Source organism: Salipiger sp. ABN3_019, assembly GCF_056158605.1.
The window spans coordinates 22,514-46,572 of the sequence record NZ_JBSWTP010000005.1 but is presented as its reverse complement, the minus strand read 5'-3'; the positions used below and the strand labels follow the sequence as shown (position 1 = coordinate 46,572).

The window sequence follows — 24,059 nt, the reverse complement described above, 5'->3', positions numbered from 1 at the left end:
TTTGGGCGGCGGGGTCACCCCGTCTTAACCATGTTCGGGTCGGCTCTGGGCCGGACCTTTTCCTGACAGGAGCAGACGGATGGCCAAGCGCAAGAGACTGACCCCGGTCGAGCCCACCCCGCTCGGAGCCGAGACCGGCCCGGCGGGATTGGAAACGAAATCCATGTTCACCGCCCCCTCGCGGCGGGCCGCGCCGATCTCCGATGTGGCGGCGGGTGCAGCGGCCAGCGCCGCGCTCGAGGAGTTGTCAGACCGCTGGGCGGCGGCGCGGCGCGACGGCAAGCTGGTGCTGGAGCTGCCGCTGGAGCAGGTCGAGCTGAACCATCTGGTGCGCGACCGCATGGCCGAGGATCCGGAGGAGGCGCAGGCGCTGCGCGACAGCCTGCGCGCGCGCGGACAGCAGACCCCGATCGAGGTGGTCGCCCTGCCCGGCCGCGCTGGCTATGGGCTGCTGTCGGGTTGGCGCCGCTGCCGCGCTTTGGCGGCCCTCCGCCAGGAGACCGGAGATGCGCGTTTTGGCACGGTGCTGGCGCTGCTGCGCCGGCCCGAGGATGGCCATGCGGCCTACCTCGCGATGATCGAAGAGAATGAGATCCGCGCCAACCTCAGCCATTACGAACGCGCCCGCATCGTGGTGAAGGCCGCCGAGCGCGGCATCTTCAACAGCGAGAAGGATGCGCTGGCGACGCTCTTTGCCTCGGTGCCGCGGGCGCGGCGCTCGAAGATCAATTCCTTCATTGGCATCGTCAGGGTGCTCGACAGCGCGCTGCGCTTCCCCGAGGCGCTGAGCGAACGCGCCGGGCTCGATCTGGCGCAGCAGCTGCGCGACCGCCCGCGGCTGGCGCAGGAGATCTCTGCCGCGCTGAAGGTCGAAGCCCCCGCCGATGCCGGGGCCGAGCGCGAGATCATCACCCGCTGTATGGCGGCGGGCCGCGCGGAGGAGGTCCCCGCTTCCGCGCCGCAGATCGAGAGCCAAACCCCGGCTGTAGAGCCGAAAGAACCGCCCGAGACCCTCGCGCAATGGCCCGGGCTCACCCTGCGCCGTCGTGGCGCGCGGCTCGAGATCTCGGGGCCTGCGGCGGATGCCGAGCTGGGCGCCGATCTCGCTGCCTGGCTTTCGGCGCGGATGGAGGGATAAGGCCTGTGTTTGGCTCTGGGGCAGGAAATGTTTCGCTGCGAAACAATTTCGCAGGCGGCGGCGCTGTGGCCTGTGAACACCGGGCGCGCGGGGTGCGGTCCTGCATGCTTGCGCTGCCCTGCCCTGCCGCCTAAGCCGTAGCAACGGTTTCAAGGAGACGATTTTTGCTGCTCGCCCGGGTTTATCGCATCTTCCTGCGCTACGCGGAGATGAACATCGAGCTGGATCGTCCCGGCGCAGTTTTGCGCGACGAGACCGGCGCGTCCTATGGCGAGATCACCCGCATCGCCCTGCGCCGCCACCGCATCCATGTGGAAGGCTGGGCCGAGGCGGCGCGCATCGGGCTGGCGGTCAACAGCACCCGCGCCTGGGTGGTGCCCGATCTAGTGCAGGCAGGCAGCGCGCGGCGCGGCTTTGCGCTGGATATCCCCTGCGAGACCGGTCCGATCACCCTGGTTGCCGAACGCGGCGAGGGGCAGGAGCCGCTGCGTCAGACCCTGCCCGGCTTCTCGCATGAGGCACTGCTGCGGGCGCGGGCGCCGATGGCGCTGCGTTTCGTCACCACGCTGGCGCAGCTGGCCCCGGTGATCCACCGCTGGAAGCGTCAGGGCGATCTGGGGGCGCGCGAGGTGGTGAAGGAACGGCTGGGGCTGGTGCCGCGCTCGGATGCCGCCGAGATGCTGCCTGCGCTGCTGCCCGAGGGGCCGCCCGCCGCCGCGCCGGAACGTGCCGCGACGCTGATCCTGCCGGTCTACAATGCCTTCCATCTGCTGCCCGAGGCGCTGGACCGCATCGCCCGGCATTCCGGCGGCGGTTGGCGGCTGCTGCTGATCGACGATGCCTCACCCGATCCGCAGGTCCGCCCCTTCCTGCGCGATTGGGCCGCGGCGCATCCGCAGGTCACCCTGCTGGAGAACGACGAAAACCTCGGCTTCATCGGCACGGTCAATCGCGGCTTTGCCGAGGCGCTACAGCACTGGCCCCAAGACCCGGTGGTGCTGGTCAATTCCGACGCGATGGTGCCCGCGGGCTGGCTGCCGCGGCTGCTGGCGCCGCTGACCGAGCCCGATGTGGCCTCGGTCACGCCGATGTCCAATGACGCCGAGATCTTCACCGTGCCGGTGATCTGCCAGCGCAACGATCTGGCGCCCGGCGATGTCGACGCGCTCGACGAGGCGGCGGCGGGGTTCGATCCTGTGGCGGGGCTGGCCGAGGCGCCCACCGGCGTCGGCTTCTGCATGGCGCTGGCGCCGGAGTTCCTTACCCGTATCCCACAGTTCGACCCGATCTTTGGCCGCGGCTATGGCGAAGAGAACGACTGGTGCCGCAAGGCGGTGGCCATGGGCGGACGGCATGTCTGCGCGCCCAATCTTTTTGTCGAGCACCGCGGCGGCCAGTCCTTCGGCAGCGCCGACAAGCAGCGCCTGCTCGAGCGCAATCTGCGGGTGCTCTCGGGGCGCTACCCGGGCTATGACGCCGAGGTGCAGGAGTTCATCCGCCGTGATCCGCTCAACACACCGCGGCTGGCACTGGGGCTGGTGCTGGCGGCGCGGCGGCAGACCGGCGCGGTGCCGGTCTACCTTGCGCATGCGCTGGGGGGCGGCGCGGAGAACTACCTGCAGGACCGTATCGCCGCCGAGACCAAGGCGGGCCAGTCGGCGCTGGTGCTGCGGGTCGGGCAGGGGCACCGCTGGAAGCTCGAGCTTTACGGCCCCACCGGCATGACCCAAGGACTCACCAACGATTGGGATCTGGTCGCGCGGCTGGTGGCACTGCTGCCCGAGCGGCGCGTCGTCTATTCCTGCGGCGTGCATGAGCGTGATGCCTCGGAACTGCCGGACCGGCTGCTTGCGCTGGCGGCAAAGCCAGACGGGCAGGGCGCGCATCCGGTCGAGATCCTCATGCATGATTTCTTCCCCATCAGCCCCTCTTATACGCTGCTCGGCGCCGATGGCGTCTACCGCGGCGTGCCACTGGCGGGCGGGCCGCTGGAGGACGACCCGGCGCATGTCTACGAGCGCCCGGGCGGCGTCATGGCCTCGCTGCGCGACTGGCAGGCGGCTTGGGGCCGACTGATGGCGGTCGCCGAGCGTGTGGTGGTCTTCTCCGGCTCCAGCCGTGATATCGTGGCGCAGGCCTACCCGCAGGCCGCCCCCCGCATCGAGGTGCGCCCACACCAGCTGCCTGCCACACCGCCGCGCATCGCGCCGGGCAAGGGTGAGGGCGGCGTGCCGGTGATCGGGGTGCTGGGCAATATCGGGGTGCAGAAGGGCGCGGCGCTGCTGCAGGACCTGAGCCGCGATCTGGCCCGCTCGGGCGCCGCCCGGCTGGTGGTGCTGGGCCACATCGACCCGAGCTACAAGCTCGCCCCGCCGAGCCTGGTGCATGGCAGCTACGAGTTGCGCGACTTGCCGGGGCTGGTGGCGCGCTACGGCATATCGAGCTGGTTCATGCCCTCGATCTGGCCCGAGACCTTCTCCTTCACCACCCATGAGATGCTGGCGACGGGTCTGCCGGTGGTGAGCTTTGACATTGGCGCGCAGGGCGAGGCGGTGGCCCGCGCCGTGGCGCAGGGCGCGCCGGGGGCGGTGCTGCCCCTGCCGGAGAGCGGGGCGGGCCTGACGGCACCGCTGCTGGCGGCGCTGCAAGCGGCGGGAGACCTGCGTGAGACGGAACACAGCATACAGGGAAAGATACAGGGAAAGACGGGGTGAAGAATTTCCTGAAAAGACGGCTCAATAGGGGCAATGTCGCGCCGACGACTTTGCAGATCCTGTCTCGTCCGGGCGGGCACGAGCGCCGGTTGCGTGACCTCTATGGAACAGAGGCGAGCTACCGCGCCAGCGGCCCGGCGTTCGACACGCCTCTGGTGATCGTCGGCTTCACCAACCGCTCTGGCTCGAACCTTCTGGTGGATTATATCCGTCAGGCGGGCAAGGCGAATGGCGGCGGGGAATATCTCAACGGCGGCGTTCTTGAGACCATGCAGGCGCAGCACGGGTTCAAGCGTTTTCCCGACTATCTGCGACATCTTCACACGTCCCACTGCGGGCCCGAGCAAAGCCTGATGCTCAAAGCGTCCTGGGATCAACTGGCGATGTTGGTGCGCCTTAACATACCGGCGATGTTTCCCTCGGTGACTGTTTTGCACGTCCAGCGCGACGATCTTCTGGCGCAGGCGGTGTCCTATTCCATCGCATTGCAGACCGGGCAGTGGTCCAGTCGGCAGGACGAATCCGAGGTGGAGCCCGTCTTCGATCCGGACGAGATTCTGCGTTCGATTGAGAGTTTCCAGAAGGCGAACCTGCTGATCGACCTCATATGCCGGACGCATGGTTTCCCGCGTTTTGCAGTCACCTACGAACAGGATACGCGGAAGCCCGAGGCTGTCGGTCAGATTTTGCATCGGGCCGGTCTGGCGGCGTCAGGGTGGCAGCCCGGCCCGCCACGCCTGGCGCAGCAGCGTGATGCACGCAATGCCGCGTTTGAGGCGCGCTTTCTCGAAGAGGTGCGGAAGGTTTTGGGTGGGGCTTAACGGTTCAGGATCTCTGCATGATAGCGCTTGAGCAGTAGCAGGCCGAGGACGAAGGAAATGCCGCTGATGCTGAGCACATAGACCTGCGATACATAGGAAGCGTCATAGCTCGGGTAAAACCCAGCCCGCATCAGCCCGACGATATGCACCAGCGGATTGTACCAAAGATAACTCTGATAGGGTTCGGGCATGTTCTGGTACAGAAAGAAGATGCAGGAGATAAGGAACAGCGGTTTTGTCACGATGCCCCAGGCCTTCTGAAACAGCGGGAAGCGGGTGAAGACATAGCACATCAGCGTGCCGAGGCCGAGGCCTAGGAAGGCCGCCAGCGCGAAGCTTTCGAGGATCTTCGGGAAATCCAGCGTGACCCGCGTTTCGTAGAGCAGCATGACGCCCCCGAAGATGATGTAACTGACCAGCAGCTTGGTCATCACCTCGAGGATGAAGCGCGCGAGGATGGCGTCGACGAAGGTCACCGTGGGATAGGCCAGCAGTGCCTTGGAGAAGTTCAGTGCGCTGGAGATTTTGCCCTGCAGGTTGACGTAGAGCAGAAACGGCAGCATGCCGGTGGCGTAGAACATCGGGAAGCTGATGCCGAGCGCAGGGGTCCGCATCACTGCGGAGAAGGCCAGCGACAGCATGACGATGCCGCCCACTGGCTCTAGAATGGCCCAGACGTAGCCCCCCGGAGAGCGACCGTAGCTGGTGGCCATCTCGCGGAGGATTAGCGCCGCGATGGCGCGGGCGCCAGGGAAGGAGCGCTTGCTCGAGGCAGTCGGTTGGGCGGGCGGGGCAAAATGGGACGAGCTCATGCCGGGGCCTCTGGAATCTGGTATCTTGTTCTTGCCCGGTGTATTAGCATCGTACTCTGGCAATTGACATTCCAATGGGGACCGTTTGACACAACCCGCCAAGGACACGCCCGCCGGCACCGAACACGGCCAGCCGCAGCCGGGCACGAACGCCCCCGAAACTCCCGCCGTCGCGTCCGGCCCCACCCAGAAGACCTCCCTACAGGCAGCGCCCCATCCAGCCGCCGCAAAGCGGAAACCTGCCGCAAAGCCAGCCGCGAGAGAAAAAACGGCGGTTCAGAAGCCAGGGCGGAAAAAAGCGGCAGAACAGAAACCGGCGCCGCCAAAGCCCAGTGCTGGCCAGCCTGGTCTGCCGCCAGCAGGCGGCGCACGACCCGACACATCGCGCCCGCCAGCGGGTGCGGCCAAGACACGCCCGCGGCACCGGCTGATGCTGCTGAGCTTCATTGGCTGCGTGATCCTGCCGAGCATCGTCGCCGCGCTCTACCTGTGGCTGGTGGCTGAGGATCAATATGTCTCGCGGGTGGGGTTCACCGTGCGGCAAGAGGATTCCGCTTCGGCGGTAGATCTGCTGGGCGGGCTTACCAACCTGTCGAGCTCAAGCTCGTCGGACACCGACATCCTCTATGAGTTCATTCAGAGCCAGAAGCTGGTCTCGGATATCGACGATCAGCTTGACCTGCACACAATCTGGACTCGGCCCGACTGGGATCCGGTGTTCGCGCTCGAAGAGGACGCCTCGATCGAGGAGTTGCTGGGCTACTGGGAAAATATGGTTCGTATTTCCTACAGCTCGGGGCTGATCGAGATCGAAGTACGCGCCTTTCGGCCCGAGGATGCGACGCAGGTGGCGCAGGCGCTGCTTGCCGAAAGCGCGGATGTGATCAACGAGTTGAGCGCCGTGGCCCGCGAGGATGCCATCAGCTATGCCCGTGACGAGCTTGACGAGGCAGTGGAGCGGCTCAAAGAGGCGCGCGAGACGATCACCCAATTCCGCAACGAGAACCAGCTGGTTGACCCGCAGCTCGATCTGCAGAGCCAGGCCGGGCTGCTCAGCACGTTGCAGGGTCAGGAGGCCGAGCAAATCATCGAGCTTGACCTGCTGCGCGAGACCTCGCAGGCCAATGACCCGCGCGTCGCGCAGGGCGAGCGCCGGCTTGAGGTGATCCGCGCCCGCATCGCCGCCGAACGCCAGAAGCTTGGGTTCGACGGCGGCACCGGGCCGGGTGGGCAGGCCTTTGCCGATCTGGTCGGCGATTATGAGCGGCTGGCGGTGGACCGTGAGTTCGCCGAGCAATCCTATGTCTCGGCGCTGGCCGCCTATGATGCAGCCCGTGCCGACGCCAAGCGCAAGAGCCGCTATCTTGCCGCCTATATGCAGCCGACCGCGGCGGAGACCGCGGAATATCCCAAGCGCGGCATCCTGCTGCTGATGACCGCGCTGTTCCTCTTCCTGCTCTGGGCGACCGTGGTGCTGGTGCTCTATTCGGTCAAGGACCGCCGGTAAGGGGCGGTGGGATGATCCGTTTCGAGAATGTCACCAAGACCTTCGTGATGGACGGCAAGCGCAAGACCGTCATGCAGGACGTGTCGATGACCTTCCCCTCCGGCTGCTCGGTGGGGCTCTTGGGGCGCAATGGCGCTGGCAAGTCGACGCTGCTGAAAATGATCGCCGGCACCGAGCCGGTGACCTCGGGCAAGATCACCTCAACCGGCTCGATCTCCTGGCCAGTGGGCTTTGCCGGCTCGTTCCATGCCGAACTCAGCGGCGCGCAGAACTGCCGCTTCATTGGCCGCATCTATGGGGTGGATACCGATGAGCTCATTGCCTTCGTCGAGGATTTCGCCGGGCTTGGGGTGCATTTCCACCTGCCGCTGAAGACCTATTCCTCGGGCATGCGCTCGCGGCTGGCCTTCGGCACTTCCATGGGCATCGCCTTCGACACCTATCTGGTCGATGAGATCACCGCGGTCGGCGACGCCTCGTTCCGGTCGCGCAGCGACGCGCTGTTCAAGCAGCGCATGCGCGATGCGGGCTCGGTGGTGGTCAGCCACTCGATGGGGCAGATCCGCCAGCTCTGCGATGCGGTGGTGATCCTCGAGGACGGCCACCTGACCTTCCATGACGACGTTGACCGCGGCATCCGCGAGCACGAGCAGAACATGAAGCGCATGGGCTGAGTGGGATCAAAAAACCCTTATGTAGAGTTTGTTTCGCCGAGGCCACGTGCTTTCGGCGAGCGTATTCTAGGAACACTGAAAGCCCGGGTCAGACCCGCCCCAGCGCCGCGGCGAGATAGAGGCTGGCGGTGGTCAGCCGGGTCTGCCGGTGTAGGCCCAGTCGCCGGAAGGTCAGCAGCCGAGCCGGTCCGGGGTGCGGCCCGGCGGCGCGCAGTTCGGCGACCAGCGCGCGGTTCTCCGGCGTCAGCAACTCTGACACCCTGTCCAGCGCCGCAAGATTGCCTCCCAGCCAGCGCGCATAGGTGCGGCCCAGCACCATGCGGGCGCGGCGCAGCTTGGGGGCCAGCCCCTGATGCGCGCCGACCGCATTGGCGTGGTGCTGGCGGTAGTAGATCAGCAGCGCCGGATCGACCACCACCGCGCCGCCCGCGCCGCTGACCAGCTGATAGAGCCACCAGTCGTGATGCGGGATGCCGCTCGGCACCCCGGCGCGGCGCACCAGATCCAGCGCTCCGGCGCTGAGCGTGGCGCTGTGGCCGCTGATCACATTCTGGGTCAGTGCGTTGCGGAAACACGGCGCGCGGCGCGGCTGACGCGAGCGGCCGATGACCCGCAGCGCCACATCGGTGTGGTAGCTTTGCGCGCCCCAGAGCGCCACCGGTCCGGCGTCTTTCAGCGCTGAGAGCGCCAGCCGCAGCTTTCCGGGCAGCCAGACGTCGTCCTGATCCGACAGCGCCACCGGTCCGGCGGGCAGCTCGGGGTGGCACAGCAGCGACAGGAAATTGGCGGCATGGCCGCGCTGCGGGCCCTGCACGATGCGCACCTCGCGGCGGGGACTTTCGGCGATCTGAAAGGCGCGCAGGATCTCCAGCGTGCCATCGCTGGAGCCATCGTCGCTGACCCAGAGATCCCAGGCCTCGTGGTTCTGCGCGAGATAGCTGTTGAGTTGCTCCTGCAGATGGGCCGCGCCGTTGCAGGTGGCCAGCGCAATGGTGACCCGTGTGGGCTGCGACAGGGACGGCTCGGCGCTCATATAGGGTCTCTCTGCGGGCCTGCGGAACTGCCCTAGCCATGCCGGAGCGGCGCGGGCAGCGCAACAGCCGGGGTGCCGCTGCCGGGCCTGCGAGGGCAGTTCGAGACGAATACGTGACAAAGCAGCAGCGTTTTCCCCGCAGACTGCGGCCTGCGGTTTACCGGAGCGCGAGACCCTCTCTGCCACAGCTGGGGTGGGATGGGTGCGGAGGTGCGGGAGGTCTCTGAGCGGCACAGGAGGGCGGCATGGTGCAGCTGCGCCACCTTAGCACGGTACAGGCGGCGCAGATGGCGCCGGATCGGGCTGCGCATATGGTGGCGCTGAGCGCGCTGCTGCTCTGGTCTGATGACAGCGCTGAAAATGAGGGCGCTGAAGCTAGCGGCGACGGCGGAAGCGGCGCGCTGCGGCTCTACAGTGCCAGCGGCGCCGGGGGCGGTGTGCTGGGCTGGGCCGCCGGGCTGACGCCGCTCGGCGCCGCGTCCTATGGCGGCACCGGCCATGACGCGCCACGTAGCCTGCTGCGCGCCGAGATCGGCGGCGAGAGCCTGTTGCTGGCCCCGGGCCGGTTGGGGGCGGTGATCGAGGCCTGGCTGCCCAGCTCCGGCGGTGCTCCTGATGCGCGGCGGCTGCTGCGCTATGACGACGGTCTGGCGCGGGCGCTGACCGCGGCGCAGCCGGTGGACGATCTGCTGCTCACCGCCGCGCGCAGGAGCGGTGGGGCAGGGGGCGGCCTTGAGGTCTGGCGCAGCGCGCCAACTGGTCAGAACGGGACGGGGCAGAACGGGACTGGTCAGAACGGGACGGGGCAGCTGCAGCTGGGGGCGGTGGCGCAGCTGGGCGGCGCGGCGGAGACCGGCGATCTTGCGGCGCTCGATCTGTCGGATCTAGCGGTGGTGGACCTGCCCGCTATGCGCCGCGTTCTGGCGCTGTCGCCTGCGCAAAACAGTGTCTATTCCTGGGCAATCTCGGAGGAGGGCCAGCTGTCGGACCTACGCCAGATCGGTGTCGCCGACGGGCTCTATCTCGATGCGCCGATGCATCTGGCGCTGGCCGAGGTCGCCGGGCGGCACTACGCGCTGCTTGGGGCTGGCTCGGGGATGATCGCGGTGGTGGCGCTGGCACCGGGGGGCGCGATGCGCGTGGTCGATCTGGTGGGCGACGATCTGCAGACCCGCTTTGCCGGGGTCACCGCGCTTTCGGTGCTGGCCTGGCAGGGCCGCAGCTATGTGGCGGCGGCGGGCAGCGATGACGGGCTGAGCCTGATGACCCTGCTGCCCGGCGGGCGGCTGCTGCATCTGGCGACGCTGGGGACTGACACCGGGATGGCGCTGAGCAACCCCGCGGCGCTGGCGCTGGCGGCGGATGCCACGGGGCTCGACATCTATGTCGCGGGCGGCGTGCCCGAGGACCCGCTGGGCGACGGGCTGTCGCATCTGCGCAGTGACCTTGGCGCGGTCGGTGTCACGCGGCAGCTGAGTGCCGGGGCCGACCGCTTTGCTGGTGGCGCGGCGGACGATCAGATCCACGGCGGGGCGGGCGACGACAGCCTGTCGGGCGGCGCTGGCGACGATGTGCTGATCGACGGGCCGGGGCAGGACCGGCTGAGCGGCGGGCCGGGGGCGGATGTCTTTGTGCTGACCGCCGACGGGCAGAGCGACCGGATCACCGATTTCGAGCCGGGGGTGGACCGCATCGATCTGTCGGATCTGGGCCGGGTCTACACGCTGGCGGCGCTGCAGTTCCATGCCAGCGCGCAGGGGGTGCGGATCGACCTGCTGGGCGAGTCGACGCGCATCGACAGTGCCGATGGAACGCCGCTGGGGCCGGAGGATTTCAGCCTCTCGGGGCTGCGCGACCTATGGCATATCGACAGCAGCCCGCTGCCCGATCCACCCCCGGATCCACCAGCAGAGCCGTCACCGGAGCCAACGCCAGATCCAACGCCTGACCCGTCACCGACGGACGGCTCCGAGGGCGAGCCGCAGACGCCCGCCGAAGACCCTGAACCGGCACCGCCAGATCCTCCAGACCCGCGCCGCGCCGCGCCCTTCGGCGCGCTGTGGCAGGGCGGGGCGGGGGATGATCTGCTGACCGCCGTTGCGCCCGATCCAAGCTTCGATCCGGGGTTCGATCCGGTGGCGGCGCAGGTCTACCGGCTCTATCGCGCCACGCTCGACCGTGCGCCGGACATGCCGGGCCTGCTGAACTGGAGCGGGCGGCTGCTGTCGGGGGCGCAGGATCTGCTCTCGGTGGTTGCCGGGTTCACCCGCTCGCAGGAGTTTCGCGAGCGCTATGGCGCGCTCAGCGACGCGGAGTTCGTCACGCAGCTCTATCACAATGTGCTGGATCGGGCGCCGGATGCGCCGGGGCTGGCAAACTGGACCGCACGGCTCGAGGGGGGCATGAGCCGCGAGCGCGTGGTGCTGGGGTTTTCCGACAGCGCCGAGTTCACCGCCGCCAGCGCCGCCGGGGCGGCGGGCTTTGCCCAAGGCGCGCAGCAGCAGGACAAACTGGACGATGTGTTCCGGCTCTACCGCGCGGTGCTGGACCGCGCCCCCGATGCGCCGGGGCTGGAGAACTGGAGCGCAAGGCTTGCCGCTAGGCTGCCCTACCTTGAGGTGACGCGCGGCTTCACCGCCAGCGCCGAGTTCCGCCAGACCTATGGCGCGCTCGACGACGCGGGATTTGTGGCGCAGCTCTATCGCAATGTGCTGGGGCGCGAGGGCGAGGCGGCGGGGCTGGCGAATTGGACCGCCCGTCTCGAAGGCGGCATGAGCCGCGTGCAGGTGGTGCAGGGCTTTGCCCAGAGCGCCGAGTTCATCGCCGCCAGCGCGCCGGATCTGCTGGCCTTTATGCGCGGGCGCGGCATCGAGGATGTGCTGGACGGCGGCGGCGGGCGCAATGCGCTGGTCGGCGGGATGTACGCCGACCGTTTCGTGTTCCGCGCCAGCGATCGCGGCTGGCACGAGGTGGCGGATCTCGAACGCTGGGACGTGCTGGCCTTCGAGGGTTTTGGCTATGAGACGGCGGCGGATCTGCGCGCGCATCTGGTGCAGCAGGGCAACGCCATGGTGTTTTCCGATCAGGGCAGCCGCGTTGTTCTGCATGGCGCGGGGCCATTGGATATTCATGATGACATGTTCGTGTTCTGAGCCGCGGCGGCAGGCTTTTGCCATGCTTGCGACGAATTTTTCCGCCTCGCTGCCGCAGAGTGGCTCGGCCCAGAACGAACGAGCCCAGACCCGAAGACCTGAAGACCGAAGACCGGAAAGACCTCTCAGAAGACCAGACGACATTACTGACCCCGAAGACGACGACAGGACGACATGACAAGCCAGACCCCGACCGCCTTCGAACAGCAGATGCTGGAATATATCAACCGCGCCCGGCTCGATCCGCAGGCCGAAGCCGACGCGCTGATCGGTGGTGCGATACAGGACGATATCGCCACCGCGCTGCGCTATTTCGACGTCGATGTGACGCTGTTCCGCCAGCAGCTGGCCAGCTATGACCCGGTGGCGCCGCTGGCGTGGAACAGCGCGCTGGCCGCCGCCGCCGAGACCCACACGCAGGCGATGATCGATGCCGATGCGCAGGGCCACCAGATGCCCGGCGAGGACAAGCTCAGCGACCGCACGGTGGATGCCGGCTATGAGCAATGGTCGCGGCTGAACGAGAACGTCTTTGCCTATGCCGAGGACGCGCTGCACGGCCATGCCGCCTTTTATATCGATTGGGGCGACGCTCCCGGCGGCATTCAGGACCCGGCGGGCCACCGGAACGCCATCCTGTCGTCCACGGTCACCGAGATCGGCATCGGCGTGCTGGCCGCGCCAGCGGGCAAGAGCGTCGGGCCGTTTCTGGTGACGCAGGATTTCGGCACCCGCTCGACCTATCAGGCGCAGCTGCTGGGCGTGGTGATCGACGATTCCGATGGCGATGATTTCTATGACATCGGCGAGGGGCTGGGCGGCATCACCGTCACCGCCGTTGGCAGCGCCGGGCGCTACACCACCACCAGCTGGGGGACGGGCGGCTATCAGTTGGCGCTGCCCGAGGGGGTCTATGAGGTCAGCTTCAGCGGCACCGGCATCGACGGTGTGGTGCGCCACACGGTGCGCATGGGCAGCGCCAACCTCAAGCTCGACGCGCTGGCCGAAGATGCGGTGACCGAGGATCTGCCGGGCACGGTGCTGCGCGGCACCGCCGAGGATGAGATGCTGGTCGGCAGCGATGGGCTCGATCAGGTGCTGATCGGCGGCGGCGGGTCCGACACGCTTTATGGCGCGGATGGCAATGACCGGATTTATGGCGAGCAGCGCATCGACGCTCCGGCGGCGGGCGGCGCGGTGTACCGGCTCTATCAGGCGACGCTGGACCGCAAGCCCAACATGGAGGGGTATGGCAACTGGGCCGACCGGCTCGACAGCGGCACTTGGACGCTGACGCAGGTGGCCGATGGCTTCACCGGCTCGCAGGAGTTTCAGGCCACCTATGGCGCGCTCGACACCGCCGCTTTCGTCACGCTGCTCTACAACAACGTGCTGGAGCGTGCGCCCGACGCGCAGGGGCTGGCGAATTGGAGTGCCCGGCTCGAGGGCGGTATGAGCCGCGCCGAGGTGGTCACCGGCTTCTCGCAGAGCGCCGAGTTTGTCGCCAAGACGGCGATCGGCGCCGAGGCCTATGGCGCGGCCCGCATGTCCGAAGAGACGGCGCCGGGCTGGGGCGACAATGTGTTCCGGCTCTATCAGGCGACGCTGGACCGCGCGCCCGATGCCGGTGGTTTCGAAAACTGGAGTGCGCGGCTGGCCGGGGGCACCGACTATGTCGAGGTGGTGCGCGGCTTTGTGCAGAGCGCCGAGTTCGAGCGCACCTATGGCGCGCTGGACAGCGAGGGCTTTGTCACGCTGCTCTATAACAACGTGCTGGATCGCGCCCCCGACGCGCGCGGGCTGGAGAATTGGAGCGCCCGTCTCGAGGGCGGCATGAGCCGCGCCGAGGTGGTCACCGGCTTTGCCCAGAGCGCCGAGTTCATCGCCGCCACCGCCGCCGATTTCGAGGCGTGGATGCGGGCGCAGGGTCCCGACGATGTGCTCGATGGCGGCGCGGGCGACAACCTGCTGGTCGGTGGGCTGCATGCGGATGTCTTCGTGTTCGACGCCGCCGCCGGGGGCAGCGCCACGGTGGCCGATTTCGAACCCTGGGACACGCTGCGGCTCGAGGGGTTCGGCTTTGCCAGCGCCGCCGAGGCGCGCGCCGCCTTCGAGCGGGTGGGCGAGGATCTGGTGCTGGCGCGGGGCGATGCCGCGCTGACGCTGATCGATACCGATCTCGACCTGCTGACCGGGGCGCGGCTGGAACTGGCCTGAGGCGGGGCGTCCACAGAGCCTGAAACAGGGTCTGTGGCGGGGACTCCCGCGGCGGACCGCCGCCGTTGCGCCCGGAGAGATCCGGGCGCGCGGTCCCGGGGCGTTCGGTTAACCCGGGCGCGCCAGTCTCTGCGCCATGCATCCGCGATGCACCACGGCGCAGGGAGAACCCGTTCATGTCCGAGCTATCGGCCAATTTGTCGCTGCCCTATCTGGCACCGGCGCAGGCGCAGAAACATGTCACCCACAATGAGGCGCTGAGCCTGCTCGACGCGCTGGTGCAACTGGTGGTGCAGAGCCGCGCGCTGACCGCGCCGCCCGCCGATCCTGTCCCCGGCGCGCGCTATATCCTGCCCGCAGGCGCCAGCGGCGCATGGGCGGGGCAAGAGGCCGGGGCGCTGGCGCTCTGGGAGGGGGCGTCATGGCGGGTGTTTGCGCCGGGGGCCGGCTGGCGCGCCTTCGTGCGCGACGAGGGTGCCGAACTGGTCTGGCAGGGCGGCGGATGGCAGGACATGCCGCTGCCGGCGCAGGGCCAGACCGGGATGCTGGGGATCAATGCCGCGCCCGATGCGACCAACCGGCTGGCGGTGGCTTCGCCAGCCAGCCTGCTCAGCCACGAAGGTGCCGGACATCAGCTGAAGATCAACAAGGCGGCGGCGGGCGACACCGGCAGCCTGCTGTTCCAGACCGGCTGGTCGGGGAGGGCCGAGATGGGCTGCGCTGGCGAGGATGCATTTTCGCTGAAGGTCTCGGCGGATGGCGCGGACTGGCTGACCGCGTTGCGCGTCGAGGGCGCCAGCGGCGCGGCGCATCTGCCGCAGGGCGCGCGGATCGACGGCGCGCTTGGCGGCGCGGGCGTGCTCGGCACGGTGGCGCAAGTGGCGGGAGAGAGCACCGGCGCGCTGCTCGAACAGGGGCTGGGGGCGCAGGGGGGCTACCTGCGGCTGGCGGGTGGCACGCAGATCTGCTGGCACGCGCTGACCAGCAGCGCCGCCGCGGCGGTGAGCTGGAGCTACCCGGCGGATTTCGCCGCCGCCCCGGTGGTGACCGGCAGTTGCACCTCGGGCGGGGCGCAGCTGCTGTCGGTCGGTGCGGTGGCGGCGGGCAGCGCCGAGATCTCAGCCTGGGATCTGGGCGGCACCCGCGCCGCCGTCGGCTGCGCGGTGCTGGCGGTCGGGCGCTGGGTCTAGCGGCGCTCGGGCAGATCGGCGAGGATCTGCCGCAGCCGTTCGCCGTAGCGGCGGGCGATCGGCGCGGTCGAGAAATTTTCCCGGATATGGGAGTAGGCCGCTTCGACCTTGGCGGCGCGCGCCTCCGGGTCGTCATAGGCGGCGCGCAGCTGGCGCGCGGCATCGGAAACCGAGGGCTCGGCCCAGAGCGAGCCGGGGCGCACGAAGATGTAATCGCCCTGGCGCAGCTCGGTCTCCTCATAGTCCACCAGCCAGGCGGTGGCCTCCGAGCAGAACTCCATATTGCCGGAATAGGCGGTGCAGACCACCGGCACCTTCAGCGCCATCGCCTCGATCATGCCAAAGCCCCAGCCCTCGGACTTATGCAGCGAGATATAGCAATCCGCGCCGGCCTTGAGTTGCAGCAGGTCGCGATAGCTCAGCGTCTCGTTCAGCACCACGATGCGCGGATCGTTCTGCATCAGCTCGTCGACCCGCGCCCAGAGCCCGGCCTGCATCGGGTCGAACACATCCTCGCGGTTCTGCGTCTTCACCACCAGCCGCGCGTCGGGCATCCCCTCAAAGGCCTGCTGGAAGGCCTCGAGCACCGCCACCGGGTTCTTGCGCTGCACGAAGGAATAGCTGTCGAAGACGAACAGGCAGACGTAATGGCTGTCATCGAAGCCAAAGCGCGCGTTGACGAAGTCGCGCGCCGCGGCGCGGGTGATGTCGGGGTGTTCCTCGTAGCACATACCGACATTGACCACCGGGGTGCCCTTGGCGTCGGGCTTATAGGCGTGCAGCCCATAGGCGCTGGACACCCAGATCTCGTCGAGCAGCTCCATGCCGAGGTAATGGCAATAGGCCGGGCGGTCGAGCTCCCAATAGAAATAGCCGATGTTATAGGCGTTGGAGAACACGTCGGGCTGATAGGCGAAGGCCAGCGGCGTGGATTCCGCGTTGAGGTGGATGAGGTTGATCTTTGCCGGGCCGTAGTCCTCGATCAGCGTCTCTGACGAGAACCCCTCGGGGGCCGGGTTGTCGAGGTCGAAATCGACGCCGCGCACCCTGAGCCCGGTCTGGCGCAGGATGCTGGCCGAGAGCCGGGTCGCCTGACCGAGGCCGGAGGTCTTGGCCAGCGGGCCGATGAGCTGCACGTCCACCTCCTCGCGGTCGGGGGCGGGCAGCGCCATGGCGGCGGCCTCGAGCCGGTTGCCGGCGCGGTCGAAGTTGCGAAAGCTGCGGCTGTCGAGATCGAAATAGCGCTGGCGCAGCGCCGCGGCATAGCGCGCGCGGGGCAGGGCCGGGACTTGGGCGGCAGAGGTGCCCGCGCCGGTCAGCGCGGCGACGAAGGTCTCAAAAGCCGAAGCGCCGGTGGTCGTGGCGGGGTCCGGGGCAAGCAGCGCGTCGATCTGCGCCTGCGGCATGTAGCGCAAGAGGTCGGGGCGCTGCGCCGCCTGCAGCAGCAGCACCAACGCCAGCGTCCGGCGGTGCTCGGCGCGGGCGAGATCGAGGAAATGCAGCTTCGGGTTCTCGGCATGGAAGCGGCGGACGAACTGGCTGGCGGGGAAGGCCCCCGTGTTTTGTCCCGAGTTTTGTCCGGTGTCTTCTTCGGCGTTTTCTTTGGCCGCCTGCCCGGGCAGGTCGCGCAGCGCCTGCGCCATGTGCTCGGGGACCAGGCAGTCCTCGAAATAGAGCGCCGCCACATCCTGATGCGCCCACCAGAACAGCAGGTCGAGATAGGCGTCGCGGTCGTTGAGATCGAGCCGCCCCAGCAGGTCGGGGCGGCCCATCAGCCGCCACCACATGGCACGGCTCAGGCTGTGGCTCTGCCCGCCCATGGTGATCGGCGCGTTGAGATGGGCGATCTGCGCCGCGGCGAGTGGGGTGCGGCGGTGCTCTTGGCTGCGGTAGGCGGTGAGATACCAGTAGAGAAACTGCTCTTGGCTGTCGTCGCCGGGCTGCATCGGATAGGCGCCGTCGAGCCGGTAGCGAAAGCGCATGTAGTCGAGATAGGCCGGCTGGCCGCTCGCCGGGACCTCGGGGATCAGCGGCGCGGTGTCGAACAGCAGGGCGTGGCGGCGCAGTTCGGGTTCGGGCTTGGGCAGGGGCTCGGGCTGGGGCTCGGCACCGCTGGCGGCGGGCAGCGGCGTGTCGTCGAGCAGCGCCTGCAGCGCCGCGATCTCGTGCTGCAGCGCCGCGCGGCAGCGCGTCATCATATCGGCACCGGGGCCGGGATCGACCTCGGCGCTCGGCAGATGCAGCCGCGCCAGTTCGACCCCGTCCGGCCCCTCGGTGCGCACCCGTAAATCACCGCCAGCGGCGGCGATCTGCTGGCGCTGGCTGTCCGACAGGCCGAACTGGAAGCCGCAGGTGGCGGTGCCGCCGGTGGCGATGCGCACATCCTCGCGGATCTCGTCGGCGATGCGCGCATCAAGCAGCCGCGCACCGGCATAGATCGCCACCGGCACCCGGCCCTTCTGGCTGTCGCGGCGGATCACCCAGCCGCGCACCACGCCGGTCTCTGACAGCGGATCGACGCTGCCGCGGAAGGCACCGTGATACTGATGGGCATCGGGCGGCGGCGGCGGGCCTTTCAGCATCCGGCGGGCGGTGGCGCGCAGCTTGGCGATCAGCGGGAGGTCTCGGGGGCGCATGGTCTGGCGTCTGCTTTCCGGCGCGGCTCAGGCGAGCGCGTCGTAGTCGGATTTCGCCATCATCGCGGCAAGCGCGCGCACGTCGGTCTTGGCCTCCCAGCCCAGCGTCTCGCGCGCCTTGGAGGCATCGCCGATCAGCAGATCGACCTCGGCCGGGCGGTAGAATTTGGGGTTCACCTTCATCACCAGCTTGCCGCTCTTGCGGTCGGTGGCGGTCTCATCCTCGCCCGTGCCCTCCCAGGCCAGATCCATGCCCAGCTCTTCGGCGGCATAGGTGAAGAAGTCGCGGATGGTGGTGGTCACCCCGGTGGCCAGAACGTAGTCATCGGCCACGTCCTGCTGCAGCATGCGCCACATGCCCTCGACGTAATCGCCGGCAAAGCCCCAGTCGCGCCGGGCGTCCATATTGCCCAGCTCCACCGGTGCCGCGCCGCCGCGCGCCAGCGCCGCGAGGCCAAGGGTGATCTTGCGGGTGACGAATTCCTTCCCGCGCAGCGGGCTTTCATGGTTGAACAGGATCCCCGAACTGGCGTGCAGGCCAAAGCTCTCGCGGTAGTTCTTGGTGATGAAATGGCCGTAGACCTTGGCCACCCCATAGGGCGAGCGCGGATAGAGCGGCGTGGTCTCGCGCTGCGGCACCTCCTGCACCAGACCGAACATCTCGGAGGTCGAGGCCTGATAGAAGCGCGTCTCGGGGCGCAGGCTGCGCAGCGTGTCGAGGATGCGCACCACGCCCATGGCGTCGGCGTCGGAGGTGTAGATCGGCAGATCCCAAGAGGCGCCGACGAAGCTCTGCGCCGCGAGATTGTAGAACTCATCCATCGCCACGGCGCGGATGGTGCGGAAGATGTTGTTCTGCTCGGTCAGGTCGAACTCATGCAGGGTGACCTGATCGGCGATGCCCAGCGTCTGCAGCCGCACCGTCTCGGAATGCGAGATGCGCCGCACGCCGCCATGCACCTCATAGCCCTTCTCGAGCAGCAGCTTGGCAAGATAGGCGCCGTCCTGGCCGGTGATGCCGGTGATGAATGCTGTGGTCATAAGGTCCTGCCTCTGGAAATGCCGTGGTCCGGGCGGGGTACGCCGCCTTCTCTCCCCGGTGCCGAGCCGGGCCTGCGATTTGATAGAGGCCTGCCCGAGGGGGATCAAGCGTACAGGCCGAACACAGGGCAAACACAGGCCAAACGCGCAGCGGCGGGCGCCGGGTGCTACATGCAAGACACGCTTACGGCCCCTGCTACGGTCCCCGCGCGGTGCCGCGCGCGCGGAAGCGGGATCAGCCTGGGAGGATCAGCCGCGGCGTGCGGCGCGCAGCGCGTGCAGACGGGCCCGCAGCCGGGCACGCAGCGGCCAGCGCGGCACCAGCCCGGTCAGCCCCAGCCCCAGCTGCCGCGGGTCTGTTCCGCGCCCAAGCAGCAGCGGGCTGGCAAAATCGCCCAGCTCGAAGGTGATGCTGCTGCTGGCCGCCCCGGCGGGGTGCTGCGGCGTGGCGATGCGCAGCACGGTGGGGCCGGTGATCTGCCGGGTCAGCGGCGGGTGGCCGGGGCTGGAGATCGACAGCGTCACCGGGTGGCCGGGGCTTGCGGCGCAGGCCTGCAGGCTCAGCCGCAGCGGCACCGGCTCGGGGAAATGCACCGCCGAGACATGCAGCGTGGCGCGCGGGCTGCGGCTCCACAGCGGCCATGCCGGGGCAGCTGCCGCAGCGCCCGTGTCATCGTCTGTGTCGGCGCGTGGGTCATCGCCCGTGTCATCGGGGAGGCTTTCGAGATGCCAGCCGCGGCCAAGCCGGATGCCGGTGTGGATCTCGGCACCGTCCTGTGGCTGTTCGAAGAGGCTGTCGGGGGGCAGATGCATGGGGCTTACCGGCTGGGGGTCTGGCTGGGGGGCTGGCGGGAGGTCAGGTCGGGGGTGAGGCTGAGGTCGAGCAGGCCGAGCCCAGCCAGACCGCGCTCTGGCCCAAGCCCCAGATCCGCCGGGCTGGCCTGCGACAGCGGCTCGAGGATCAGTGCCGCCGGTCCGGCCTGAAGATCGCTGGCGCGCAGCGGCAGGGTGATCTCGACCGGGGTGCTGTCGTGCCATTGCAGCGTGGCCAGCAGCCGGGCGTTGCAGAAGATGCGAGCGCCGCTGGGGGCGCCGTCGCGGGCCACCGGGCGCAGGCTCAGCTGCAGGCTCTGCGCCGGGGCACCGGGCAGCAGCGGCAGGAACAGCACCAGCCGCTCGGCGCGGCTGCCGAGGCCCCAGGCCGGAAACGCCCGCAGGTCCGGCGCGAGGGCGGCGCGATGCGCGGGGCGGGCGAAATCCACCTCCTGCGGCTGCTGCCCGTCGCCCCAGTGCTGCGGCGCGTGCAGCCCGTAGAGCGGGTTGCCAAGCTCGGTGTCGAGCAGCCGCGCGAAATCGAGCCCGAGCCCGAAGCCGGGGCTGCCGTTCAGCGCGATCACCAGCGGCAGATCGCCCGCCGCGTCGAGGGCGCTGGCGGGCACCCGCAGCAGCAGATCGCGCGGCAGGCTGCTCCCAAGGCTGGCCGCACTGACCGGCGCGTCATAGAGCGTTGCCCCTGCGCAGCTGACGCGCAGGTTCGCCACCTGCGCTTCGGCCGGCTCTGTGGCCGGATCTTTGGCCGGATGTTCGGGCTCTTGCGCAGGCGCAATGGCGCGCAGGCGCAGGTGCAGCAGCAGCTGCGCCTGACCGGGGCGCAGCGCGCGGTTGGCGCGCAGGCGGATCTCGGCGGGCCCGCCGCCGGCGATGCGGCGGTGGTCTTCTTCCGGTGGCAGCCAGCCGGTGCCGAAGCGCAGCGCGGGAGTGTGTGCGGGCTCGGGGCGGGCGCCTGCCTGCCCCGCCGGGAGGATCTCGCCGGCCAGCGGGGCCTCGGGATTTTGGCCCGGTTCGGTGGGGCTGGCGGCCTGAAGGGAGGCCTGACTGGCTGCCTGTCGGTAGGCTTTGGCGGTGGCGGCGGCATAGCTGTGCCAGTCGAGCCTGCGGGCGACATGGGCGCGCAATTCTGCAGCCCGCGCGGCGGCGTCGCGGTCGGCCAAAGTCGCGGTGATTGCCGCGCGCAGGCTGGCGGGATCGCCGGGATCGCAATAGCGCGCGAGATCGCCGAAATACTCACGCTCGGACGAGCTGTCGGAAAGCACCAGCGGCACCCCGGCAGCCGCCGCCTCGAGCGCCGCGAGCGAGGCACCCTCGGCCCAGCTTGGCAGCACGAAGGCGCGCGCCCCGGCCAGCGCCGAGCGCAGCATCTCGCCGCCCGGCTCCAGCCGTCCCGGGCGGATCAGCCGCGGCCCGAGCTCGGCGCGGATGCGCTCGGCATAGGAGGCATCGGCGGCATGGCCGATCAGCGCCAGATGCAGCGGCAGCCCGTGCAGCGCCCGCGCCAGGGTCAGCTGGTTCTTGCGCGGCTCGACCCGCCCGATGCAGGCCAGATAATCGCCCGCCCCGGCGGGCAGATGCGCAGCGCGGAACAGCGCCGGGTCGGCCTCCTGCCAGAGCGCGGCATCGACCGGGTTATGCACCAGGCTGGTGCGCTCCGGCGGCGGCGCCGCGCCGATCTGCGCCAGAGCGCTGCGCTCGGTCTCGCTGAGCAGGATCACATGGTCGGCCAGTGCCAGCATCTCGCGGATCATCGCGTGAAAGCCGGGCAGGATCTCGTGGTGGGCGCCGCGTTGGCGCAGCTGGCGGCGCAGCGCCGCGCGGTCGGACGCGGCAAGGCCGGGCTGTTGCAGCGGCTCCCACAGCGGCATCTGGGAAAAATCGAGGTAGATCGGCGAGAACACCACCCGCTTGCCCGCTGCCTTGAGCGCGCGCAGCGCCTCAAGTGCGCTTTCGGGCGGCCAGACGTTGAACAGATGCACCATGTCCTCGGCGATCTCTGCCGCGCCGCGAAAGCTGCTGGCCTGCGCGGGCTGGCCGATCTGGCGCAGGGCCTCGGCGCTGCGCGGCACCCGCACGCTGGGCCCGCCGAGGGTGGTGTCCTCGCTGCCGTGCAGCAGCAGGCGGACGGCGGGGGCGGGCGGGAACGTCGTGTCGGGCATGGTGCCTGCGTCTTGGAAAGCTTTGACAGTTCTTGCAGACTGCGCGGCGCGCGGCAAGCTGGCGGGCGGCTGGGGCTTTGGCGGCAAAGCGTTTGCGCCGGAGGCGGGAAAGCCGCTACCTAGCCGAGGCAGGCGTGAACTGGCGCGGAGCGGCTCGGGCCGGCAGAACGGGCGGCGGGCAGAGAGCAAGACAAAGTGACAGATAGGCGGAACGATCGTTGAAGAGACTGCTGGCAGCGCGGCGCCTGAGCAAGAGCCGGTATTTCGACCCCGCGTGGTATTGCGCCCACACCCCCGGCGTCTCGGCGCGCGGCGCGGCCCGGCACTATCTGGCGCAGGGTGCGGCGGCGGGCGCGGATCCGGGGCCCGAGTTCAGCACCCGCGGCTATCTGGCGGCCAACCCCGATGTCGCGGCGGCGGCGGTCAACCCGCTGCTGCACTATGAGGATTATGGCCGCGCCGAGGGGCGCGCGGTGCAGCCGCCGCTGGGCAAGATCGCGGCTCCGGGGGGCACCGGCGATTACGCGGTGATCGTCCATGCCTATCACCCCGAGGCCTTCGACGAGCTGCGCCGGGCGCTGGCGGCTTTCCCGGGCAGCGTCGATCGCTACGTCAGCTACCCGCGCGGCTCGGATCTGCACGATGCGGCGCGGATCGCCGAAGCCTTTCCGGGCGCGGTGGCGGTGGCGGTGGACAACCTCGGGCAGGACGTGGGGGCGTTCCTGCAGGTGCTGGAGCGCATCGAGCGGGGCCGTTACCGGTTTTACTGCAAGCTGCATACGAAGATGGGCGACAAGCTACCGGGGCTGTGGCGCGGCGCGCTGCTGCAGGGCACGGTGGGCACCGCGGCGCGGGTGGCGCAATTCGAGGCGGCGTTCCGCAACCGGCCCGAGGTGCTGCTCGGCGGCGCGCGTGAGCTGTTCCTGCACGGGCCGAGCTACCTGCTGGACAATGCGCCGCAGCTGGCGCCGCTGCTGGACAAGGCCGATGTGCCCGCCGAGGTGCTGCAGGCCGATTGGGGGTTTTTCGGCGGCACTTTTTGCTGGCTGCGCGCCGAGCTGGTCGAGCGGCTGCTGGGCTGCCTGCGCGCCGGTGATTTCGCGCCGGGCATGGCGGTGCGCCGCGATGGCCAGCTGGCGCATGCGGGCGAGCGGCTGCCGGGGATCTTGGCGCATGCGATGGGCGGTCAGGTGGCGCTGGCCTCCTGCATCGATCCGGGCGCGCCGGTCGAGGTACTGGCCGGGCTGCCGCCCGAGGCGCCGCGCCACAATGTGCCGATGACCGAGATGCTGGGCGGTATGGGCACGCAGTGGATCGGCCCGGCGGTGGCGGCGATGGCCGCCGGCGAGGCGCCGGGACTGGGTGAGAGCCGCCGCGTCAGTGCCGCGGCGCTGGCAGCCGCGCCGCGCGGCGATTATGCCATCCTCACCCCGACCGGCGACCGCCCCGAAGCCTTTGCGCAATGCCTGCGGATGGTCGCCACGCAGAGCCTTCTGCCGCGGGAGTGGATCGTGGTGGACGACGGCCATGTGCCGCTGACCGCGCAGCTCGATCTGCCGGACTGGGCGCGCTACCTGCACCGCCCGCGCAGCGCGGACGACCCGCGCCACACGCTGTCGTGCAACGTGCTGGCCGGGCTCGGGCAGATCAGCGCCGACAAGGCGCTGATCTTTGAGGATGACGATTGGTATTCGCCGCTCTATGCCGAGTTCCTGCTGCCGTGGCTGGACAGTTTCGATCTCGTGGGGCTCAACCTGATCCGCTATTACCACCTGCAGGGGCGGGCGTGGAAACACGGCCACCCGCCGGGGCATACCGCCTTTGCCCAGAGTGCCTTTCGCCGCGGCCCGGCCTGGGATGGGCTGGCACAGGTCTGCCGCTCGCAGACCGCCGAGATCCGCGACCACGGCCTCATCGACCGCCATTGGTGGCATGGGTTCGAGGGGCGGAAATATCTGATCCAGACCCACCCGGCGCTGCATCTGGGGCTGAAGGGCGGCGCTGGCCGTCCCGGTCTGGCGCCGGGACACGACCGCGCCGAGGTAGACTACATCCCCGACCCCGAGGGCGCCTATCTGGCGCAGGTGCTGGGTCCGGACCGGATGTATTATGACCTCTGACTGCACGCCGGGCT

General features: G+C 69.1%; 15 protein-coding genes. 9 read left to right on the top strand and 6 right to left on the bottom strand.

Annotation, left to right across the window (positions count from 1 at the left end; genetic code table 11):
- Positions 1-79 precede the first annotated feature (79 nt).
- The 3 genes from ACXAD2_RS06305 to ACXAD2_RS06295 all read left to right on the top strand — a co-directional run bounded on the left by ACXAD2_RS06305 (position 80) and on the right by ACXAD2_RS06295 (position 4,673).
- On the top strand, positions 80-1,138 hold the full coding sequence (locus tag ACXAD2_RS06305) for a ParB/RepB/Spo0J family partition protein (protein WP_475168290.1): 1,059 nt from the start codon (positions 80-82) through the stop codon (positions 1,136-1,138).
- Positions 1,139-1,302: 164 nt separating this feature from the next.
- Positions 1,303-3,852, top strand: a complete 2,550-nt coding sequence (locus ACXAD2_RS06300; protein WP_475168288.1) for a glycosyltransferase family 2 protein — start codon at positions 1,303-1,305, stop codon at positions 3,850-3,852.
- The gene (locus tag ACXAD2_RS06295; RefSeq protein ID WP_475168286.1) at positions 3,849-4,673 is read left to right on the top strand and encodes a Stf0 family sulfotransferase; all 825 of its coding nucleotides are present in this window, start codon (positions 3,849-3,851) and stop codon (positions 4,671-4,673) included. The genes ACXAD2_RS06300 and ACXAD2_RS06295 overlap by 4 nt, the downstream gene beginning before the upstream one ends.
- Here the strand turns inward: ACXAD2_RS06295 and ACXAD2_RS06290 are convergent.
- Positions 4,670-5,485 carry an ABC transporter permease gene (locus tag ACXAD2_RS06290; protein WP_475168283.1) on the bottom strand — a complete coding sequence of 272 codons (816 nt, stop codon included), beginning with the start codon at positions 5,483-5,485 and terminating at the stop codon, positions 4,670-4,672. The two genes, ACXAD2_RS06295 and ACXAD2_RS06290, sit on opposite strands and share 4 nt — an antisense overlap.
- A gap of 430 nt (positions 5,486-5,915) precedes the next feature.
- Between ACXAD2_RS06290 and ACXAD2_RS06285 the strand changes: the two genes are divergently transcribed.
- Both ACXAD2_RS06285 and ACXAD2_RS06280 read left to right on the top strand, forming a co-directional pair.
- The gene (locus ACXAD2_RS06285; RefSeq protein ID WP_475168279.1) at positions 5,916-6,992 is read left to right on the top strand and encodes a KpsE/RkpR family capsule polysaccharide export protein; all 1,077 of its coding nucleotides are present in this window, start codon (positions 5,916-5,918) and stop codon (positions 6,990-6,992) included.
- Positions 6,993-7,003: 11 nt separating this feature from the next.
- On the top strand, positions 7,004-7,666 hold the full coding sequence (locus ACXAD2_RS06280) for an ABC transporter ATP-binding protein (RefSeq protein WP_224907246.1): 663 nt from the start codon (positions 7,004-7,006) through the stop codon (positions 7,664-7,666).
- 88 nt (positions 7,667-7,754) lie between these two features.
- Here the strand turns inward: ACXAD2_RS06280 and ACXAD2_RS06275 are convergent, their stop codons facing one another.
- On the bottom strand, positions 7,755-8,699 hold the full coding sequence (locus ACXAD2_RS06275) for a glycosyltransferase (protein WP_475168276.1): 945 nt from the start codon (positions 8,697-8,699) through the stop codon (positions 7,755-7,757).
- A 245-nt stretch (positions 8,700-8,944) separates the two neighbouring features.
- Between ACXAD2_RS06275 and ACXAD2_RS06270 the strand changes: the two genes are divergently transcribed.
- The 3 genes from ACXAD2_RS06270 (at position 8,945) to ACXAD2_RS06260 (ending at position 15,258) form a co-directional block, all read left to right on the top strand.
- Positions 8,945-11,851 carry a DUF4214 domain-containing protein gene (locus tag ACXAD2_RS06270; RefSeq protein WP_475168274.1) on the top strand — a complete coding sequence of 969 codons (2,907 nt, stop codon included), beginning with the start codon at positions 8,945-8,947 and terminating at the stop codon, positions 11,849-11,851.
- Positions 11,852-12,025: 174 nt separating this feature from the next.
- A complete protein-coding gene (locus ACXAD2_RS06265; protein ID WP_475168272.1) occupies positions 12,026-14,068 on the top strand; it encodes a DUF4214 domain-containing protein in 2,043 nt (680 codons plus the stop codon).
- 176 nt (positions 14,069-14,244) lie between these two features.
- On the top strand, positions 14,245-15,258 hold the full coding sequence (locus ACXAD2_RS06260) for a DUF2793 domain-containing protein (RefSeq protein ID WP_475168269.1): 1,014 nt from the start codon (positions 14,245-14,247) through the stop codon (positions 15,256-15,258).
- Here the strand turns inward: ACXAD2_RS06260 and ACXAD2_RS06255 are convergent.
- The 4 genes from ACXAD2_RS06255 to ACXAD2_RS06240 all read right to left on the bottom strand — a co-directional run bounded on the left by ACXAD2_RS06255 (position 15,255) and on the right by ACXAD2_RS06240 (position 21,925).
- Positions 15,255-17,894, bottom strand: a complete 2,640-nt coding sequence (locus ACXAD2_RS06255; protein ID WP_475168268.1) for a glycosyltransferase family 4 protein — start codon at positions 17,892-17,894, stop codon at positions 15,255-15,257. The genes ACXAD2_RS06260 and ACXAD2_RS06255 overlap by 4 nt on opposite strands.
- Positions 17,895-17,921: 27 nt before the next feature.
- Positions 17,922-18,935 carry a GDP-mannose 4,6-dehydratase gene (gmd, locus tag ACXAD2_RS06250; protein WP_475168266.1) on the bottom strand — a complete coding sequence of 338 codons (1,014 nt, stop codon included), beginning with the start codon at positions 18,933-18,935 and terminating at the stop codon, positions 17,922-17,924.
- Between the two features lie 249 nt (positions 18,936-19,184).
- On the bottom strand, positions 19,185-19,748 hold the full coding sequence (locus ACXAD2_RS06245) for a hypothetical protein (protein ID WP_475168262.1): 564 nt from the start codon (positions 19,746-19,748) through the stop codon (positions 19,185-19,187).
- Between the two features lie 5 nt (positions 19,749-19,753).
- Positions 19,754-21,925, bottom strand: coding sequence for a glycosyltransferase (locus tag ACXAD2_RS06240; protein ID WP_475168260.1), 2,172 nt, complete (start codon positions 21,923-21,925; stop codon positions 19,754-19,756).
- 218 nt (positions 21,926-22,143) lie between these two features.
- Between ACXAD2_RS06240 and ACXAD2_RS06235 the strand changes: the two genes are divergently transcribed.
- Positions 22,144-24,045 (top strand): hypothetical protein, encoded by a 1,902-nt coding sequence (locus tag ACXAD2_RS06235; RefSeq protein WP_475168258.1) that lies wholly within the window; start codon positions 22,144-22,146, stop codon positions 24,043-24,045.
- Positions 24,046-24,059: the final 14 nt, after the last annotated feature.

Coding starts and splice junctions, on each gene's coding strand:
- ACXAD2_RS06245 (WP_475168262.1), bottom strand. CDS start 19,748: ATGCATCTGCCCCCCGACAGCCTCTTCGAACAGCCACAGGACGGTGCC.
- ACXAD2_RS06285 (WP_475168279.1), top strand. CDS start 5,916: ATGCTGCTGAGCTTCATTGGCTGCGTGATCCTGCCGAGCATCGTCGCC.
- ACXAD2_RS06255 (WP_475168268.1), bottom strand. CDS start 17,894: ATGCGCCCCCGAGACCTCCCGCTGATCGCCAAGCTGCGCGCCACCGCC.
- ACXAD2_RS06280 (WP_224907246.1), top strand. CDS start 7,004: ATGATCCGTTTCGAGAATGTCACCAAGACCTTCGTGATGGACGGCAAG.
- ACXAD2_RS06270 (WP_475168274.1), top strand. CDS start 8,945: ATGGTGCAGCTGCGCCACCTTAGCACGGTACAGGCGGCGCAGATGGCG.
- ACXAD2_RS06240 (WP_475168260.1), bottom strand. CDS start 21,925: ATGCCCGACACGACGTTCCCGCCCGCCCCCGCCGTCCGCCTGCTGCTG.
- ACXAD2_RS06260 (WP_475168269.1), top strand. CDS start 14,245: ATGTCCGAGCTATCGGCCAATTTGTCGCTGCCCTATCTGGCACCGGCG.
- gmd (WP_475168266.1), bottom strand. CDS start 18,935: ATGACCACAGCATTCATCACCGGCATCACCGGCCAGGACGGCGCCTAT.
- ACXAD2_RS06305 (WP_475168290.1), top strand. CDS start 80: ATGGCCAAGCGCAAGAGACTGACCCCGGTCGAGCCCACCCCGCTCGGA.
- ACXAD2_RS06275 (WP_475168276.1), bottom strand. CDS start 8,699: ATGAGCGCCGAGCCGTCCCTGTCGCAGCCCACACGGGTCACCATTGCG.
- ACXAD2_RS06265 (WP_475168272.1), top strand. CDS start 12,026: ATGACAAGCCAGACCCCGACCGCCTTCGAACAGCAGATGCTGGAATAT.
- ACXAD2_RS06290 (WP_475168283.1), bottom strand. CDS start 5,485: ATGAGCTCGTCCCATTTTGCCCCGCCCGCCCAACCGACTGCCTCGAGC.